We start from the raw sequence: 18,188 nt of genomic DNA, 5'->3' as shown, positions 1-18,188 counted from the left end.
GATCTGTCATGCGCATGCTGTCCGCGTCGGGCAAGGGCTGCCCGGGAAGGATTCCCATGACGAAGATCGCCATCATCCAGCGTGCGCCAGTCCTGCTCGATCGCGGTGCCACCATCGCCAAGGCCCTGCAATGGGTTGCCGAGGCCGCCGCCGCCGGGGCCTCGCTGATCGTCTTTCCCGAGACCTTCATTCCGGGCTATCCATCCTGGATCTGGCGCCTGGCAGCCGGGCGGGACGGTGCGCTCATGGGGCAGTTGCACGCGCAGCTGCTGGCCAATGCGGTCGATATCGGCCGAGGGGATCTGACGGCGCTCTGCGAGGCCGCCGGCGCCCACGCCGTGACGATCGTGTGCGGCGTCAACGAGAAGGATGGCAGTCGAGGCGGCGGCACGCTCTATAACACCGTCGTGACCATCGGCCCCGACGGCACCTTGCTGAACCGGCACCGCAAGCTGATGCCCACCAACCCCGAGCGCATGGTCCATGGCCTGGGCGATGCGTCCGGCTTGCGCGTGGTGGACTCGGCCGTCGGCCGGATCGGCACGCTCATCTGCTGGGAGAACTACATGCCGCTCGCCCGCTATGCGCTCTACGCGCAGGGCGTGGAGATCTACATCGCGCCCACCTACGACAGCGGTGACGGCTGGATCGCCACGATGCGGCATGTGGCGCTCGAAGGCCGGTGCTGGGTGATCGGCAGCGGCACGGTGCTGTGCGGCAGCGACCTGCCGCCAGCCTTCCCGGGCCGCGCCGAGCTGTTCCCCGATGCACAGGAATGGATCAACGATGGCGACTCGGTGGTCATCGGCCCCACGGGCAAGATCGTGGCGGGGCCGATGCGCCAGGAGACGGGCATCCTGTATGCGGAGATCGACGCCGGGCAGGTCGCGGCCGCGCGCCGGACTCTCGACGTTGCCGGGCACTACGCGCGCCCGGACATTTTCGAGCTGCAAGTGCGCCGCACGCCGGCGATAGCCGTGCGCTTCGCCGACGGATGAGCGCGTCGCGCGCCGTCGGCAGAACCTGAACTCTTGTCACTCTCCAAGGAGGTCAACCATGGCAGTCAAGCTCACACGAATGGATGGCGGGATCGTGGATCTCCCGCCCGAAGCCCTGCAGTCCTTCAAGGCCGCATTCAAGGGCCGCGTGCTGACCGCGGAAGACGCCGAATACGAGGAGTCGCGCCAGGTCTGGAACGCGATGATCGACCGGCGTCCCGGCCTGGTGGCGCGCTGCACCGGGACGGTCGACGTCGTGCAGGCGGTGCGCTTCGCGCGCCAGCACGGGCTGCTCTGCTCCGTGCGCGGCGGCGGCCACAACATCGCCGGGCTCGCCGTATGCGAGGGGGGGCTCATGATCGACATGTCAACTCTCCGAGGCGTCTGGGTCGATCCGGTGCGCCGCACGGCGTGCGCGCAGGCAGGCTGCACCTTGGGCGACGTCGACCGCGAGACGCAACTGCACGGGCTCGCGGCCGTGCTCGGCTTCGTCTCCGCGACAGGGATCGCGGGCCTCACCGTCGGTGGCGGCTTCGGCTACCTCACGCGCCGCCATGGATGGACCTGCGACAACGTGCTCTCGATGGAGGTGGTGACGGCCGATGGCCGGGTCCTGCGCGCCTGCGCGGACGAGAACGCAGACCTGTTCTGGGCCCTGCGCGGCGGCAGCGGCAACTTCGGCATCGTCACGTCCTTCGAGTACCGGCTCTTTCCCGTCGGGCCCGAGATCCTGGGTGGTGCGATCGCCTGGCATGGCGAGGACGCCGCGCAGGTCCTCGAGGCCCACCGCGCGTTCAGCGCCACGGCGCCGCGCGAACTCACCAGCGTGGCCGTGCTGCGGATCGCGCCGCCGGCGCCCTGGCTGCCGAAGGAGGTGCACGGCAAGCCGATCGTCGCCATCTTCGTCTGCCATTCGGGCAAGGTCGAGGACGGCGAAGCCCTGCTGGCGCCGCTGCGCGCGACCGGCCGGCCGATCGCCGACATCGTGACGCGCCGGCCCTATGTGCAGATGCAGAGCCTGCTCGATGCCACGCAGCCCAAGGGACGGCGCTACTACTGGAAGTCGCACTACCTGCCCGCCATCGATCGCCCGCTCATCGACGTGGCCGTGGCGCACGCGGCGCGGATCGCATCGCCCCATTCGGCCATCCTGATGTTCCAGATCCAGGGGGCGCTGAACGACCTGCCTGCCGGGCACTCGCCAGCAGGCAACCGCGACGCGGCCTATGTGCTGAACATCACCGGCTCCTGGGAGAAGTCTGAGGACGACGCCGTCAACATCCAGTGGGCGCGTGACTGCTTCGAAGCCACGCGTTCCTTCTCGACCGGCGGCACCTACATCAACTTCCTGACCGAGGAGGAAGGCCCCGACCGCGTGGAGGCCGCCTATGGTCGGCCCAATCTCGACCGGCTCGCGACGGTCAAGCACGCCTACGACCCCGAGAACTTCTTCCGACACACGAAGAGCGTCAGCGGCTGACTGGCCAGCTTGAAGAAAGCCTCTGTGTTGCAGATCGGCGCCGGTGGCGAGCCGAGGCCGCGAGCCTCGTGCGCCGCAGCCTAGCGCTGCCGCAATCCGAACTCGGCCATCTTGCGGTACAGCGTGTTGCGGCTGATGCCGAGCCGGCGCGCGGCTTCCGAGAGGTTGTCCGGGCAGTCCTGCACCGCCAGGCGCACGCTGCGCTCGGCTTGCGCGCGCAGGCCGGCGCTGTCGGCCTCCGCCCGCACGCCGGGCGCCGGGCAACGCAGCGCGGCGGCCAGGTCGTCGGGGAGGTGGGCCCAGCCAATCTGCACCTCGCTGTCGTCGACCAGGGCGCAGGCGGTGCGCAGGGCGTTCTGCAACTGGCGCAGGTTGCCGGGCCAGCGGTAGGTGGCAAAGGCTCGTTGCAGTTCGGGCGCCAGGCAGAGCTCGCGTTCGGGCTGCAACTCGCGCAGCATGCGCGCGGTCAGCGCAGCCAGGTCCTGGCGTTCGCGCAGCGGCGGCAGTTGCAGCGTCAGGCCGTTGAGGCGGTAGTAGAGGTCTTCGCGGAAGCTGCCCTGCTCGATGGCCGTCGTCAGGTTGCGGTGCGTGGCGCAGACGAGGCGAAAGTCCACCGCCACCGGCTTGCCGCCGCCCAGCGGCACCACCTCGCGGTCCTGCAGCACACGCAGCAGCCGCGCCTGCAGCGACAGCGGCATGTCGCCGATCTCGTCGAGGAAGAGCGTGCCGCCCTGCGCTTCGCGGATGCGCCCCGGGGCGCCTTCGCGACTGGCGCCGGTGTAGGCGCCGGGCCGGTAGCCAAAGAGTTCGGCCTCGATCAGTGCTTCGGGCAACGCGGCGCAGTTGACGGCGACGAAAGGCCCCGCGGCGCGCCCGCTGCTCTGGTGCACGGCGCGCGCAAAGACCTCCTTGCCTACACCCGACTCGCCTTGCAGCAGCAAGGCGATGGGCTTGTCGAGCACCCGCCGCGCGCGGCCGGCGGTGGCGGCCATCGCCGGGTCGCCGGTTTCCAGCGCGGCCAGCGCGTCGGTCGCCGGCACGCTGAGCGCACGTGCTGCCGCACTGCTGTGCTGTGCCGCCAGCACCGAGCGGCTGGCCTCCACTCGCGCCCACAGCGTGCCGCCATCGAAGCGCCGCAGCGCGTGCGGCGCGCCGCTGCCCTGGCGGCCCCACGCGAAGAGCGCGGCCATGTCGAGTTGCAGCACGCGCTCGAGCATGCTGGTGCCGATGGCCGACTGCGGCAGGCCCAGCAGCGTCAGCGCAGCGCCGTTGGCGCCGATGATCCAGCCCTCCTCGGACAGCGCCAGCAGCCCTTCGGTCACCGTGCCCAGGCCCTCGGGTTGGGCGTGCAGGCGCAGTCGCAGGCCGCAGGCATGACGGGTTTCGAAGAGCCTGTTCTCGATCATGCGCACGGCACTCTTCACCAGCGCCAGCGTGTGGCGGTGGTAGCCGCGGTGGTCACCCGAGATGTCGAGCACCCCCAGCAGACGGCCGGCGGGGTCGGCAATCGGCGCGGCGGTGCAGGTCAGGAAGCCGTTGCGTTCGAGAAAGTGCTCGCCGGCGTGCACCACCATCGGCGCGGCGTCGGCAATGGCCGTGCCGATCGCATTGGTGCCACGCCACTGCTCATGCCAGTTGGCGCCGGGGCGCAGCGCCACGCGTTCGGCGCGGTCGAGGAAGCTGGCATCGCCCAGCGACTGCAGCAGCATGCCCTGCGGGTCGGCCAGGATGACCATGCTGTCGGTGTCGCGCGTCTGCTCGAACACGAACTCCATCACCGGGCGGGCGTGCGAGACCAGTTCGTGCCGGTGATCGATCGCGCGCGCCAACTGCGCGGCCGAGGCGTGCGGCGCACCCTGCATGCGGCCGGTGGGCGCCAGCCCGTAGCCGTTGCAGCGCTGCCAGCTGTGGCTCAGCGTGGCGGCGATCAGGCCGTCGCCGACGCTGCCCGTCTCCAGCAACTGGCGGCGGGCGGCACGTAGCAATGCGGGCGCGGGACGGGTGGCCAGGGCATGGCTGCTCATGATCTTGTCTCCAGGCGGGCTTCTGACGAGCCGTTTGGGTCTGTTGACCCTAGCTACAGCCTAGCCGGAACTGCCGGGTCGGCAAGCGGTTCGGCGCCAATCGGGTGTGCACCTGTCCCAACGTGTGACAGGTGTTCAGCGGCGGGCGCCGGCGACGCAGTGTGCGGCCCGTTCCTGACCGTGTTCTTGCGCAAGATCGGGCCGAACCGGGCCCAGCGAGCGCTGGCACACCCTTTGCGATGGGGCCCGCCCGGCTGGCGCAGTGCCCGGTTTGCCCAGCTCCTTGCAGCCCACCTACCGGACGGAGACAGAACATGACCCTCTACGCCAAACCCAACACGCCGAACGCCAAGCTCGTCTTCAAGCCGGTCTACGACAACTTCATCAACGGCAAGTTCGTGCCACCGGTCAAGGGCCAGTACTTCGAAGTGATCACGCCGATCGACGGCAGCGTCTACACCCGGGCCGCGCGCTCCACCGCCGAAGACATCGAACTCGCGCTCGACGCCGCCCACGCCGCGGCCGACGCCTGGGGCCGCACCAGCGCCGGCGAACGCGCCGGCGTGCTGCTGAAGATCGCCGACCGGCTGGAGAAGAACCTCGAGCTGCTGGCCTACGCCGAGACGGTGGACAACGGCAAGCCGATCCGCGAGACGCTGAACGCCGACATCCCGCTGGCCGTCGACCACTTCCGCTACTTCGCCGGCTGCGTCCGTGCGCAGGAGGGCGCGCTGAGCGAGATCGACGAGAACACCATCGCCTATCACTTCCACGAGCCGCTGGGCGTGGTCGGCCAGATCATTCCGTGGAACTTCCCGATCCTGATGGCGGCCTGGAAGCTGGCCCCGGCGCTGGGCGCCGGCAACTGCGTGGTGCTCAAGCCTGCCGAGAGCACGCCGGTCAGCATCCTGGTGCTGGCCGAGCTGATTGCCGACCTGTTGCCACCGGGCGTGCTGAACATCGTCAACGGCTACGGCCGCGAGGCGGGCATGCCGCTGGCGCAGAGCAAGCGCATCGGCAAGATCGCCTTCACCGGCAGCACGGCCACCGGCCGCGTCATCGCGCAGGCCGCCGCCACCAACCTGATCCCGGCGACGCTGGAGCTCGGCGGCAAGAGCCCGAACGTGTTCTTCGCCGACGTCGCCGACCACGACGATGCCTTCCTCGACAAGGCCATCGAAGGCCTGGTGCTGTTCGCCTTCAACCAGGGCGAGGTCTGCACCTGCCCGAGCCGCGCGCTGATCCACGAATCGATCTACGACAAGTTCATCGCCAAGGCATTGAAGCGCGTGCAGGCGATCAAGCAGGGCAGCCCGCTGGACACCGACACGATGATGGGTGCGCAGGCCTCGGCGGTGCAGATGGACAGGATCCTGACCTACATGGACATCGGCAGGCAGGAAGGTGCGCAGCTGCTGACCGGTGGCGGCCGCGCCGAGCTCGGCGGTGACCTGGCCGGCGGCTACTACATCCAGCCGACGCTGTTCAAGGGCGACAACAGCATGCGCATCTTCCGCGAGGAGATCTTCGGCCCGGTGCTGGCCGTGACCACCTTCAGGACCGAAGCCGAAGCGCTGGCCATCGCCAACGACACGCCCTACGGCCTGGGCGCCGGGGTCTGGACCCGCGACAGCAACACCGCCTACCGCATGGGTCGCGGCATCAAGGCCGGCCGTGTCTGGACCAACTGCTACCACGCCTATCCGGCGCACGCGACCTTCGGTGGCTACAAGGAATCGGGCATCGGCCGCGAGACCCACAAGATGATGCTCGACCACTACCAGCAGACAAAGAACCTGCTGGTGAGCTACTCGCCGGACAAGCTCGGCTTCTTCTGATCGCAGCGGCTGGCCGACCCCTCTGCCGCGACGCGGGATCGAGGGGCTCGAACGCACATCCACATTCCGGAGACAAACCCATGAACCGCAAACGCACCCTCATCGCGCTCGTCGGCGCCTTGCTGCTGGCCACCGGCGCCGCGCATGCCGCCGACGAAGGCTGGCCGATGTATGGCCACGGCTACGACAACACCCGCTACTCGCCGCTGGCGCAGATCAACCCGTCCAACGTCGGGCAGCTCAAGCTGGCCTTCTCGCTGCAGCTCGGCTCGCTGCGCTCCAACGAGTCCTCGCCGATCGTCATCGGCGACACGATGTACGTCAGCACCTCGTGGGGCCCGAAATACGTCTACGCCGTCGACGCCCGCACCGGCGCCACCAAGTGGACCTACCAGCCCGATGTGCCCGACGACACGCTGCAGTACGCCTGCTGCGACGTCAACAACCGCGGCGTGACCTATGCCGACGGCAAGATCTTCGTCGGTCGCCTCGACGGCAAACTCTCGGCGGTCGATGCCGCCACCGGCAAGGAGCTGTGGACGACGACGGTGGTCGACTACAAGCAGGGCTCGGTGATCACCTCGCCGCCGCTGGTGGTGCGCAACATGGTCATCACCGGCTTCGGCGGCGGCGAGTACGGCGCGCGCGGCAGCCTCCAGGCCTACGACATCGCCACCGGCAAGGAGATCTGGAAGACCTGGACCGTGCCCGGTCCCGGCGAAGCCGGCAACGACAGCTGGAAGGGCGACAGCTGGCAGCATGGCGGCGCGGTGGCGTGGCTGATCGGCAGCTACGACGCGAAGACCGACACCGTGTTCTGGGGCACCTCGAACCCCGGTCCGTGGAACACCGTGGTGCGCAGCAGCGGCGACGGCAACTACGGCAAGCTGACCAACCTGTACTCGGCCAGCACCGTGGCCTTCGACGCCGCCACCGGCAAGATCAAGTGGTGGGTGCAGGCGACGCCGGCCGATGCCTGGGACTACGACGGCGTCAACGAGCTGGTGCTGGCCGACCTGAACGTCAAGGGCGCGAAGACGCCGGTCTACATGAAGGCCGACCGCAACGGCTTCTTCTACGTGGTGAACCGCGACAACGGCAAGATCGTCTCGGCCGAGAAGTACGTGCCGACGACCTGGGCCAACAAGATCGACATCGCGACCGGCAAGCCCGACGAGGTGGCCGACAAGCGCCCCGGCCCCGGCCGGCCGGCCAAGGGCATCTGCCCGAACCTGATCGGCGGCAAGAACTGGCAGCCGATGTCGTTCAACCCCGGCACGGGCCTGGTCTACATCCCGACCAACAACGTCTGCATGGACTGGTCGGTCTCGGAGGTGAACTACCGCAAGGGCGTGTTCTATCTCGGCGCCGACTTCCCGACCGTGCCCGGCCCCGGCGGCTACATGGGCGAGCTGGTGGCCTGGGACCCGGTGGCGCAGAAGAAGGTCTGGGGCGTCAAGACCGACCTGCCGTTCAACGGCGGCACGCTGACCACCGCCGGCGGCCTGACCTTCTGGGGCGACCTGCACGGCGTCTTCCACGCCTACGACGCGAAGAACGGCAAGGAACTCTGGAAGATGCCGCTCGGCTCGGGCATCGGTGCCGGGCCGATCAGCTACTCGGTGAACGGCAAGCAGTACGTGGCGGTGGTCGTCGGTCGCACGGCGGCGATCCCGGCCTTCCTCGGTGACGTCGGCAAGAAGATGACGGAGGCCACGCCCGAAGGCGGCGCGCTCTTCGTCTTCTCGGAGTAATTGCGATGCGTGCCGTTCAAATCCTCGGACTGGCGGCTGCCCTGGCCTGCGGGGCAGCCGCCTCGCAGGCTGCGGTGGCGCCTGCCTCCGCATCGCCGCTGCGCCTGTGCGCCGACCCCGCGAACCTGCCGTTCAGCAGCAGCACGGCCGACCCGGCTGCGCCCGGGCTGTACGTCGAGATCGGCAGCGCGGTCGCGCAGGCGCTGGGCCGGCCGCTGCACACCGTGTGGTCGCTCAGCATCTTCGGCAAGCGCAACCTGCGCACGACGCTGCTCGCCGGCCAATGCGATCTGGCCGTCGGCCTGCCCGCCGAAGCCGGCTTCATGGGGCCGCGGCTGATCTTCACGCAGCCGATCCTGCAGCTGGGCTACGCGCTGGTGCTGCCGCCGGACAGCCCGGCGCGCAGCATCGACGACCTGAAGGGCCTGCGCGTGGCGGTCCAGTTCGGCTCGCCGCCGCAGGGCCTGCTGGCCGCGCGCAGCGACATCACGTCGGTGACGGCGATGGACCCCGAAGAGGCGATGCGCCGCCTGGCCGCCGGCGAGGCCGACGCGGCCTTTCTGTGGGGCGCGAGTGCCGGCTACATCAACCGCGTGCTGCTGAACGAGCGCTACAGGCTCGTGCCGGTGCAAGGGCCGCAGCTGCAGTTCCAGGCCGCGATCGGGCTGTCGAACAAGCAGCCCGGCCTGCGCGACGAGGTCGACGCCGTGCTGCCGGCGCTGGCACCACGCATCCGCGAACTGAGTGCCAAGTACGCGGTGACCGCCGGCGCGCCGGTCGTGCTGGCGGCCGCGGGGTCGCAGCAGTTGGCGCTGGCCGAAGCGCTGGCATCGCCGGCCGCAGCTGCGACCGCCGATGCCCGGCGCGTCGACCCGGGCAAGGGCAAGGAGATCTTCAACAGCACCTGCGCCCATTGCCACGGTCCGAGCGGCGTGGTCGAGGACCGCAAGATCAACCTGCGCCGCCTGCAGCTGAAGTACGGCGAGCAGCTCGAGGAGACCTACTTCACGACCGTCAACGGCGGCCGTCCGAGCAAGGGCATGCCGGCATGGAAGGAGGTGTTCACGCACCAGGATCTGAGCGACATCCTCGGCTACCTGCGGACCATCCAGGAGAAGTGAGGAAACCCGGATGCCAAGCCGGGCGCGTGAGCGCTCGATTGGCCGCTGCGCGCCCAAAGCTGGCGGCCTCGACCGCCGGCCAGGCGCCCGATCAGAACGACTGCGCCGCTGGCTCGAATGCGGCGTGGAAGCCGAAGGGGATCACCTGCGGCGCCTCCAGCATCGCCAGACCTTCGAGGCTGCGTGCATCGAGCACGCCAATCATGCCGCCGGTGTCGCCATCGGCCAGGGTCGGCACCAGCAGCACGCCGTCGTCTTCGACCGCACTGCCCGGCCGCGGCACGAACAACGGCTCGAGTTGCACCGCGTTCGGTCGCTGCCAGACGCGGCGCTCGCCGCTGCGCAGGTCCAGCCGCACGGTGCGGTCGAGAAAGGTCGCACGCCGCTCGGGGTCGAGCCCGCTGCCCCACATGCAGGTCGCCGCCCCGGCACCGATGCGCGCGGGGTGCACCTGCGGCAGCTCGACGCCGGCGGCCACCAGTTCGGGCAGCGCGTCCGAGTGCCCGGGCCGCAGGCGGTAGCGCACCAGTTGCGGCAGCACCTGCTGCGGTGCGCAGTTGCGCAAGGGCTGCAGGCGCAGATCGTCGACGACGCTCGCGTCCTCGTAGGTGATCAGCTCGACGAGGATCTCGTCGCCCTGCTCCCAGGCCTGCACCGCGTGAAAGCAGAAGATGGGAGGCAGGGCCCAGCTGCGCACCGAACCGTCGTCGAGACTGATCGCATGCAGCATCGAGCCGCCGCCGGCGTCCCATTTGAAGGCGCGAATGTAGGGCTTGCCGCTGAAACGCAGGCTCAGCGGCTGGGCCCGCAGCGCGCATTCCCAGACCAGCGCGTGGCGCTCGCTGCGGGCAAAGGCATGCAGGTAGCCGGCCTGCGCGACCCTGATCTCGCCACGCGGCTCGCGCCGGCGCGTACCGGCGGCAACGCGGAACAGGCGGTAGACCGACTTGGGGCCGAGCTGGATGCCCACGTTCCACCAGTTGCCATCGGCATCGGTGAAGCCATGCGCGGCCATCAGGTCGATGTGCAGATCGTCCTCGAAGCGGACGCGGCCGATGGTGGTCAGCGTCGCGGCGTCGAACTCGGTCACCATCGGCGTCTCTGTCATCGAGATCCAGTCCTCGCCGATGCGTGCCATCACGACGGCGCCGTTGTCGGTGTTGCGCGGCGAGATCACGCGGGTGAACCAGCGATCGTGCTTGGGCGTGTCGAAGGCGCCGAGCGCCGGTGCGCCGAGCGCGATGCTACGCAGGTAGTCCTCGCTGTGCTGGAAGCGGCTGCGATAGCGCGCCGTGCCGGCTCCGCCATTGATCGCGATGCCGTGCAGCATCGCCAGCCCGTCGAACCAGTGCTCGTACTGGCCCTTGGGCAGCTCCCACAGCGCCGGGCCGTTGAGCAGCAGGCGCCCGCGCAGCCAGCCCGGCAGCGTGCCGTGCACCCGCATCGGCGCGTCGTCGATCTCGCGCGCGCCGGACTGGAAGCCGCGCAGGCGGCCGGGCAGTGCCGGCTCGACGCGCGGCTTCGACTCGGGGCGTTCCAGCACCGCGGCCATGGGTGACTCCTGAATGGCGAGGACTGCCGCATAGACTAGTCGGCTTTCGCCGACCCGCACTCCCTATACAGAGCCATGCAATTCTTCGCTCACGGTCTCCACCTGCGCGGATTCACGCCGCCGCTGCAACTGGCCGACTTCCGCCTGATCGCCTTCGACATGGACTCGACGCTGATCAACATCGAGTGCGTGGACGAGATCGCCGACGCCGCGGGCCGCAAGGCCGAAGTGGCTGCTATCACCGAGGCCGCGATGCGCGGCGAGATCGCCGACTACAAGGAAAGCCTGCGCCGGCGCGTGGCGCTGCTCGCCGGCGTGCCGGCGGCGGCGCTGGAAGACGTCTACACGCGGCGCCTGCGGCTGAACCCCGGCGCCGAGGCGCTGGTGCGCGGCTGCCAGGCGGCCGGGCTGAAGACGCTGCTGGTCTCGGGCGGCTTCACCTTCTTCACGGACCGCCTGCGCGACCGGCTGCAACTCGACTTCACGCGCAGCAACGTGCTCGGCATCGTCGACGGCAAGCTCGACGGCACGCTGGTCGACCAGCCCTGGGGCGACATCTGCGACGGCGCCGAGAAACGCAAGATGCTGCTCGAGACCTGCGCCGCGCTCGGCGTCGACCCGAAGCAGTCGATCGCGATGGGCGACGGCGCCAACGACCTGCCGATGATGGGCGCGGCGGGGCTCTCCGTGGCCTACCACGCCAAGCCCGCGGTGCGCGAGCAGGCGATGGTCTCGATCGAGAGCGGCGGGCTCGACCGGCTGCTCGAGGTCGTGCGACCGTGAACTTCGCCACCGCGGACCGATCGGCCCGGGTCGAGGTCGAACTCGCCAAGGCCTACCGCCTGCTGAACCACGGCCCGACGGTGCTGGTCGGCGCCCGGCATGGCGGCGTGCGCAACGTGATGGCGGCGGCGTGGAACATGCCGCTCGACTTCACGCCCCCCAAGATTGCAGTGGTGATCGACAAGAGCACCTTCACGCGCGGGCTGGTCGAGGCCTCGGGGCGCTTCACGCTGTCGGTGCCCTGCCGCGCCCAGGCGGCGCTGGTCACCCGCATCGGCGCTTGCAGCGGCCGTGAGATTGACAAGGCGGCGACGCTCGACGGCCTGCGCTACGCCGACATCCCCGACGCAACGCTGGTCGAGGGCTGCGTCGCCTGGCTCGACTGCCGCCTGCTGCCCGAGCCACAACTACAGCAGAACTACGACCTGTTCCTCGGCGAGGTCACGGCCGCCTGGGCCGACCCGCGTGTCTGGCGGGCCGGACGCTGGGTCTTCGACGGACACGACGAGCTGCGCACGCTGCATCACGTGGCCGGTGGCAACTACTTCCTGCCGGGAGCGATGGTGAGCGGCTAAAAAGGCCGAAGCATTCCGGAGCGGGCTTGCACTGGCAGGGTCGGCCCGCGAAGATGCGGCGATCCGAGGAGTCGACACCGCTGCCCGTCGGGCCTGCCCAGGAGTTCCGCGTTGAATGCCGTTCAAGCCCGCCCGATCCGCGAGCCCTCGCTGGCCGATGCGCTCATTCCCCTGGTGACGCTGGCGGTGCTGATCGGCGGCTCGCTCGCCCTGTTCGGGCTGGGCGCGCTGAGCGGCCCGATCCAGACCGCGCTGGTGCTGTGCACGATGGTGGCCGCGATCATCGCGCTCAAGAACGGCCATTCGTGGGAGGCGGTGCAGGCCTCGGGCCAACGGGCCATGGCCTCGGTGACGAGCGCGGTGTTCATCCTGCTCGCGGTGGGCGCGCTGATCGGCACCTGGAACATGTCGGGCACGATCCCGACGCTGGTCTACCTGGGCATCCAGCTGCTCGAACCGAGCTGGTTCTACGCGGCCAGCGCCTTGATCTGCGGCGCGATCGCGATGGTCATCGGCAGCAGCTGGACCACCGCATCCACCATCGGCGCCGGCCTGGTCGGCATCGGCGTCCTGCTCGGTGTCTCGCCGGCCATCACGGCCGGCGCCGTGATCTCGGGCGCCTACCTCGGCGACAAGCTCTCGCCCTTGTCTGAAACCACGATCCTGACCGCGCAGCTGGTCAAGGTCACGGTGCCCGAGCACATCAGGCGCCAGGCCTGGACCTCGGTGCCGGCGTTCCTGATCGGGCTCGTCCTGTTCGCGCTGCTCGGCCTGGGCTTCGGGCCGGAGGTCGTCGACGGCGTCTCTACCGAGATCGAGCTCGGCAAGCTCGGCGAGATGTTCAACATCACGCTGTGGAACCTGCTGCCGCTGGCGTTGCTGATGCTGCTGTCGTTCCGCAAGGTGCCGGCCTCGCTCGCGCTGATGGCGGCGGCGCTGACCGCGGGGCTGACCGGCGCCATCCTCCAGCCGCAGGTGCTCCACAACTTCGTCGGCGAGCCGGGCGGGCCGCTGCTGACCGCGATCAAGGCGACCTGGCTGGCCATGGCCACCGGCTTCCACATCCAGACCGGCGTCGCCGAGATCGACCAGCTGCTGTCGCGCGGCGGCATGAGCAGCATGCTCTCGACGCTGTGGATCATCTTCGGCGCCGTCACCTTCGGCACGCTGCTCGACGAGTTCGGGCTGATCATGCGGCTGATCAACCCGCTGCTCTACGCGGCCAAGACCACCGGGCGCCTGTTCGCCACCGTGCTGGGCTGCTCGCTCGGGCTGAACATCGTGGCCGGCGACCAGTACATCGCGCTCGTGCTGCCGGCGCGCGTGTTCCGCGCCGAGTTCGCCAAGCGTGGCCTGGCGCCGACCAACCTGTCGCGCCTGGCGGCCGACGGCGGCACCGTGACCTCGCCGCTGGTGCCGTGGAACTCCTGCGGCGCCTTCATGGCCGCCGCGCTCGGCGTGCCGACGCTGCTTTACCTGCCGTTCGCCTTTTTCTGCATCTTCAGCCCGCTGCTGAGCCTGCTCTACGGCATCACCGGCTTCAAGATCGAGCGCATCGAGCCGCACCTCATCGAACCGGAAGTCGCGCAGCCGGCGACGGCGCCGGGCCCGCAAGCCGGCCAGGCCGCCGAGGGCTGAAGCGCGCGCGGCGCCCGGCTCAGCGCCCGCGCCTGGCGCGGGCCAGCATCAGCTTCTCCGGCTGCTCGAGCACGACGATGCCATCCTCGTCGGCGTAGAGCCAGTCGCCGGGATGCACCCGCACGCCCTGGATCTCTACCGGTAGGTCGCGCTGGCCCTCGCCGCGCTTCTCGGTCGGCAGCGGCATCGAGGCCAGTGCGCGGATGCCGATCTCGCATTCCTCCAACTCGGCCACGTCGCGCACGCAGCCGTCGATCACGATCCCGGCCCAGCCGTTGCGCACCGCCGCGGCGCCGAGGTTGCCGCCGAGCAGCGCACGCCGCAGCGAGCCGCCGCCGTCGACCACCAGCACCCGCTGCTCGCCCGGCGACTCGACCGCCGCCTTGACCAGCGAGTTGTCCTCGAAGCACTTGACCGTGACCACCTCGCCGCAGAAGCGCTCGACCGCGCCGAAGTCGAGGAACACCGGTGGCAGCACGCGGAAGGCGCCGCTGCTGTCGGCCTTGTGCACGTCGCACAGGTCGCAGGTGGGGACGAAGCGGGGGGCGGTATCGGTCATGGACGGTTCCCTCGGAATTGGGCGCGGCGCCGCGCGGGTTCAGCTCTTGCGCCGCTCGCGCGCCGCCCTGGCGGCCGGCACCTCGGAGATGGCGCGCGGCGGCAGCAGCGGCTGGTGGTCGCGCGGCGTGCGCAAGATCACCGAGGTCGAGGTCTCGGTGAGGTCGGACAAGTTCCACAGCACCGCATCGAGATGGGCCACGTCGCGCACCGCGATCTCCATGACCCAGCTGTCCTCGCCGGTCACGTTCCAGGCGCTGCGGACTTCGGGCAGCTTCTCGATGCGGCGCATCACCTCGGGGTACTCGCAACGGCCGACGCGCACGATCGCGCGGATGCCGTAGCCCAGCCGCGTCGGGTCGACCACCGCGCGGTAGCCGGTGATGACGCCCGCGCCCTCGAGCTTGCGCACGCGCTCGGTCACCGCCGGCTGGCTCAGGTGGACGCGGCGGCCGAGTTCGGCCATCGACAGCCGCGCGTCGGCCTGCAGTTCCGACAGGATCCGCGTGTCATAGCTGTCGAGAACGGGCAGATCTTGAGCAATCAAGGCAAAGACCAGGTTTTTCGGTGATTCTCAAACTCGAGATGAGATTCTTCCTGCAAGCCCATCTCGATAGCGTCGCGCTGCGTTTTTACCATGCTGGCCATGACGAGCCTGAGCATCCCCCTCCCGCGCCGGCACCTGCAGCCGCTGCCACCGCTGATCCTGCTGTGCCTGGCCGCGACCTGGCTGGTCTGGGGCTCGACCTACCTGGCGATCAAGTTCTCGCTGGCGAGTTTTCCACCCTTCGTCGGCATGGGCTCGCGCTTCATCGTCGCCGGCCTGCTGCTGGCGGCCTGGATGCGCTGGGTGCGCCGCGCACCCTGGCCCGACGCGCGCCAGTGGCGTCATGCGCTGGTGCTCGGCGCGCTGATGCTCGGCGGCGGCATGGGCGGCACCGCCTTTGCCGAGCAGAGCGTGGGCTCCGGCCTGGTGGTCGCCTTCATCGCGATCGTGCCGGTGATGATGGCGGCCGGCCAGGCCCTGATGGGCCACTGGCCGCGCCGGCTGGAGGCGGTCGGCATCGGCATCGGGCTGCTCGGCGTGCTGCTGCTGACGCAGGGCCAGGGCTTCGGCGGCTCGACCGCGGGCCTGGTCGCGATCGCGCTGGCCTGCCTGACCTGGACGATCGGCAGCCTGCTGAGCCAGAAGCGCCTGCCGCTGGCACCCGGCGCGATGGGCTTTGCCAGCGAGATGATCTGCGGCGGCCTCGTGCTGCTGCTGATGGCGACCATCGCCGACGAGTGGCCGGTACTGGCCGCGCAATGGCCGCCCGAGCCGCTGGCGGTGGCGTCCTGGATCTACCTGGTCGTGGCCGGCTCGCTGATCGCCTTCAACGCCTACATGGTGCTGCTGGCGCGCGCGCCGCAACTCGCCTCGAGCTACTGCTACGTGAACCCGGTGATCGCGCTGCTGCTGGGCACCACGCTGGGCGGCGAGGCGGTCAGCCGCGGCGAATGGCTGTCGGCCGGCGTGGTGCTGCTCGGCGTGGTGCTGCTGCTGGCGGGGCAGGCCCGGTCGCAGCGCGCCGCGGCCTGAGCGGGACGGACTCAGCCCGGCGCGCTCGCGGCCTTCGCGGCCGAGGCCGGCGCGGCGCGAATCAGCAGCTTGCCGTCGCCGCTGAGTTCGAGCAGGCCGTTGACCAGCGCCGCGCTGTTGACGCGCGAGACCGCGCCGAGCACGCGCTTCTCCTGCTCCATCTGCGCCTCGGCGCACAGGCGGCGGGTCGTCGCCACGTTGTCGATCGCAATCGCCGCGCCGCTCTGCTTGAAGGTGCCCATCAGGCTGTTGCAGCTCGCATTGCCGGTGACGCGGGCGTCGGCGCCGAAGCTCAGCCGGGCCGGGCTGGAGTCGATCACCGGCCGCGTCTCGACGGACTCGATCAGCCAGTCGCCGAAGATGTTGGGCTTGGGGCCCGCGACTTCCGGGCTCTTGGCCGCCGGCGTCATGTTGCAGGCGCTCGAGACCAGGCCGATGCCGGCGAACAGCGCGGCCAGCCAGGGCCGGCGCGAGACGGGTTGAACTGCACGCATGGGAGAACTCCGGAACTGCCGTTCATGACGACGGCCCCAGCGTGCCCGCATCGCCGCGCGCACGCAAGGCCGCGGCGCGAATCTGCGACAGGCTCTGGCGGCTGGTGCTGAGTTCGGGATCGACAGGCAGGTGCAACAGCGTTGGTTCGCGCCGCGCCAGCGCCGCCGCGAGCGCCGGCGCGAAGGCGGCGGTCTGCTCGATGCGCTCGCCGACCCAGCCGTAGGCGCGCGCCAGCGCCGCGAAGTCGGGATTGGCCAGCGCCGTGCCGCTGACCCGCTGCGGGAACTCGCGCTCCTGGTGCATGCGGATCGTGCCGTAGCTGCCGTTGTCGACGACCACCACGATCGGCCGCCCGCCATGGGCGGTCGCGGTCGCCAGTTCCTGGCCGTTCATCAGGAAGTCGCCGTCGCCGGCAAAGCAGATCGCCGGACGCCCGGGTTGCAGCAGGCTGGCCGCCACCGCCGCCGGCAGCCCATAACCCATCGCGCCCGAGGTCGGCGCCAGCTGGCTGCGGCCATGGCGATGCAGCACCGGATAGAGGTGAAAGCGGTGGACCCATCCGCTGAAGTTGCCGGCGCCGTTGCAGATGACGGCATCGGGCGCCAGTGCATGCACCGCGCGCACGACCTCGGCCAGGTCGATCGGCGCGACCGGCTCGCCGCCCTCCAGGTTGGCGCGATGGTCGGCGTTGGTCGCCCGGGCCCAGGCCAGCCAGCCGATCTGCGGCGGCGCTGCCAGCGTCTCGAGCGCCTTGGCCGCATGGCCCATGCTCGACTGCAGCAGCAGGTCGGCGGCGAAGACCCGGCCCAGTTCCTCGGCGCCGGCGTGGATGTGGATCAGCTTCTGGCGCGGCCGCGGTGATTCGATCAGCGTGTAGGTCCCGGTCGTCATCTCGTCGAGCCGGGCGCCGAGCGCGATGATCAGGTCGGCCTCGCGCACCCGCTTGGCCAGCTTCGGATCGATGCCGATGCCCACATGCCCGGCGCACAGCGGATGCTCGGGGTCGAACAGGTCCTGGCGGCGGAAGGCGCAGCCCACCGGCAGTTGCCAGCCCTCGGCAAAGCGCTCCAGTGCGCGCGTGGCCTCGGGCGTCCAGCCGCTGCCGCCGGCGATCACCAGGGGGCGCTCGGCCGCCAGCAGCATGGCGCGCAGATCGCGCAGCGCGCCCGGCGCCGGCCAGGCCTGTGCCGGCTCGACGCGCGGCAGCACCGGCGCGGCGGTCACGGCGGTCAGAACCTCTTCGGGCAGCGCCAGCACCACCGGTCCTGGCCGGCCCTGCTGCGCGATATGGAACGCCCGCGCCACGTACTCGGGCAGCCGGCCGGCGCTCGGCACCTCGGCCACCCACTTGGCGAAGCCGCCGCTGTTGGGGCCGAAGACGGCGCGGTAGTCGAGTTCCTGGAAGGCCTCGCGGTCGCGCACCTCGGTGCCGACCTGGCCGATGAACAGGATCAGTGGCGTGCTGTCCTGGAAGGCCGTGTGCAGGCCGATGCTGGCGTTGGTCGCGCCCGGCCCGCGGGTGACGAAGCAGATGCCGGGCCGGCCGCTGAGCTTGGCGCCGGCCTCGGCCATGAAGGCCGCACCGCCCTCGTTGCGACAGGCGATGAAGCGGATGCGCTCGCCATGCTCGAAGAAGCCGTCGAGCACCGGCAGGTAGCTTTCGCCGGGAACGCCGAAGCAGGTCTCGATGCCCTGCTCGATCAGGGCCTCGACGAGAACATGGCCGCCGAGGCGTGGAGTGCGGGGATCAGGCATGCACCACTGTAGCGACCGCGGGCCGACGATCGCTGCGG

General features: G+C 70.1%; 15 protein-coding genes. 9 read left to right on the top strand and 6 right to left on the bottom strand.

Annotated features, from left to right (window positions below; all coding sequences use genetic code 11):
- The first annotated feature begins 56 nt into the window (after positions 1–56).
- Both EV670_RS12995 and EV670_RS12990 read left to right on the top strand, forming a co-directional pair.
- A complete protein-coding gene (locus EV670_RS12995) occupies positions 57–998 on the top strand; it encodes a carbon-nitrogen hydrolase family protein (RefSeq protein WP_130432706.1) in 942 nt (313 codons plus the stop codon).
- Between the two features lie 58 nt (positions 999–1,056).
- On the top strand, positions 1,057–2,478 hold the full coding sequence (locus tag EV670_RS12990) for an FAD-binding oxidoreductase (protein ID WP_130432704.1): 1,422 nt from the start codon (positions 1,057–1,059) through the stop codon (positions 2,476–2,478).
- Between the two features lie 80 nt (positions 2,479–2,558).
- Here EV670_RS12990 and EV670_RS12985 read toward each other — a convergent pair whose 3' ends face one another.
- Positions 2,559–4,502: a sigma-54-dependent Fis family transcriptional regulator gene (locus tag EV670_RS12985; protein WP_130432702.1), complete on the bottom strand. Its 1,944-nt coding sequence runs from the start codon at positions 4,500–4,502 to the stop codon at positions 2,559–2,561.
- A 314-nt stretch (positions 4,503–4,816) separates the two neighbouring features.
- Here EV670_RS12985 and exaC point away from each other — a divergent pair, with 314 nt between their 5' ends.
- The 3 genes from exaC (at position 4,817) to EV670_RS12970 (ending at position 9,215) form a co-directional block, all read left to right on the top strand.
- Positions 4,817–6,340: an acetaldehyde dehydrogenase ExaC gene (gene exaC, locus EV670_RS12980; protein WP_130432700.1), complete on the top strand. Its 1,524-nt coding sequence runs from the start codon at positions 4,817–4,819 to the stop codon at positions 6,338–6,340.
- 80 nt (positions 6,341–6,420) lie between these two features.
- On the top strand, positions 6,421–8,094 hold the full coding sequence (locus EV670_RS12975; RefSeq protein ID WP_130432698.1) for a PQQ-dependent dehydrogenase, methanol/ethanol family: 1,674 nt from the start codon (positions 6,421–6,423) through the stop codon (positions 8,092–8,094).
- A 5-nt stretch (positions 8,095–8,099) separates the two neighbouring features.
- On the top strand, positions 8,100–9,215 hold the full coding sequence (locus EV670_RS12970; RefSeq protein ID WP_130432696.1) for a c-type cytochrome: 1,116 nt from the start codon (positions 8,100–8,102) through the stop codon (positions 9,213–9,215).
- A 91-nt stretch (positions 9,216–9,306) separates the two neighbouring features.
- Here the strand turns inward: EV670_RS12970 and EV670_RS12965 are convergent, their stop codons facing one another.
- Positions 9,307–10,767 carry a carotenoid oxygenase family protein gene (locus tag EV670_RS12965; RefSeq protein WP_130432694.1) on the bottom strand — a complete coding sequence of 487 codons (1,461 nt, stop codon included), beginning with the start codon at positions 10,765–10,767 and terminating at the stop codon, positions 9,307–9,309.
- A 75-nt stretch (positions 10,768–10,842) separates the two neighbouring features.
- Here EV670_RS12965 and serB point away from each other — a divergent pair, with 75 nt between their 5' ends.
- From serB to EV670_RS12950, 3 genes are all read left to right on the top strand, one after another.
- Positions 10,843–11,550, top strand: a complete 708-nt coding sequence (serB, locus tag EV670_RS12960; RefSeq protein ID WP_130432692.1) for a phosphoserine phosphatase SerB — start codon at positions 10,843–10,845, stop codon at positions 11,548–11,550.
- Positions 11,547–12,125, top strand: a complete 579-nt coding sequence (locus EV670_RS12955; RefSeq protein ID WP_130432690.1) for a flavin reductase family protein — start codon at positions 11,547–11,549, stop codon at positions 12,123–12,125. Before serB ends, EV670_RS12955 begins: the two co-directional genes overlap by 4 nt.
- A gap of 111 nt (positions 12,126–12,236) precedes the next feature.
- Entirely contained in the window at positions 12,237–13,763 is a 1,527-nt protein-coding gene (locus EV670_RS12950; RefSeq protein WP_207225059.1) for a Na+/H+ antiporter NhaC family protein, read from the top strand.
- A gap of 19 nt (positions 13,764–13,782) precedes the next feature.
- On the opposite strand, the gene rraA is transcribed toward EV670_RS12950, so the two are convergent.
- Both rraA and EV670_RS12940 read right to left on the bottom strand, forming a co-directional pair.
- A complete protein-coding gene (rraA, locus tag EV670_RS12945) occupies positions 13,783–14,322 on the bottom strand; it encodes a ribonuclease E activity regulator RraA (protein WP_130432688.1) in 540 nt (179 codons plus the stop codon).
- A gap of 39 nt (positions 14,323–14,361) precedes the next feature.
- Positions 14,362–14,865, bottom strand: a complete 504-nt coding sequence (locus EV670_RS12940; protein ID WP_130432861.1) for an Lrp/AsnC family transcriptional regulator — start codon at positions 14,863–14,865, stop codon at positions 14,362–14,364.
- 102 nt (positions 14,866–14,967) lie between these two features.
- Here EV670_RS12940 and EV670_RS12935 point away from each other — a divergent pair, with 102 nt between their 5' ends.
- Complete coding sequence (locus EV670_RS12935; protein WP_130432686.1) at positions 14,968–15,900, top strand: EamA family transporter; 933 nt, start codon at positions 14,968–14,970, stop codon at positions 15,898–15,900.
- Between the two features lie 11 nt (positions 15,901–15,911).
- On the opposite strand, the gene EV670_RS12930 is transcribed toward EV670_RS12935, so the two are convergent.
- Together EV670_RS12930 and EV670_RS12925 are read right to left on the bottom strand one after the other, a co-directional pair.
- A complete protein-coding gene (locus EV670_RS12930) occupies positions 15,912–16,394 on the bottom strand; it encodes an META domain-containing protein (protein ID WP_165393317.1) in 483 nt (160 codons plus the stop codon).
- Between the two features lie 22 nt (positions 16,395–16,416).
- Positions 16,417–18,150 carry a thiamine pyrophosphate-binding protein gene (locus tag EV670_RS12925; RefSeq protein WP_130432682.1) on the bottom strand — a complete coding sequence of 578 codons (1,734 nt, stop codon included), beginning with the start codon at positions 18,148–18,150 and terminating at the stop codon, positions 16,417–16,419.
- Positions 18,151–18,188: the final 38 nt, after the last annotated feature.

It is taken from the genome of Rivibacter subsaxonicus (assembly GCF_004217215.1).
GTDB lineage: Bacteria > Pseudomonadota > Gammaproteobacteria > Burkholderiales > Burkholderiaceae_C > Rivibacter > Rivibacter subsaxonicus.
Note: the sequence above shows the minus strand (reverse complement) of the source record. Positions and strands in the feature narration are given on the sequence as shown.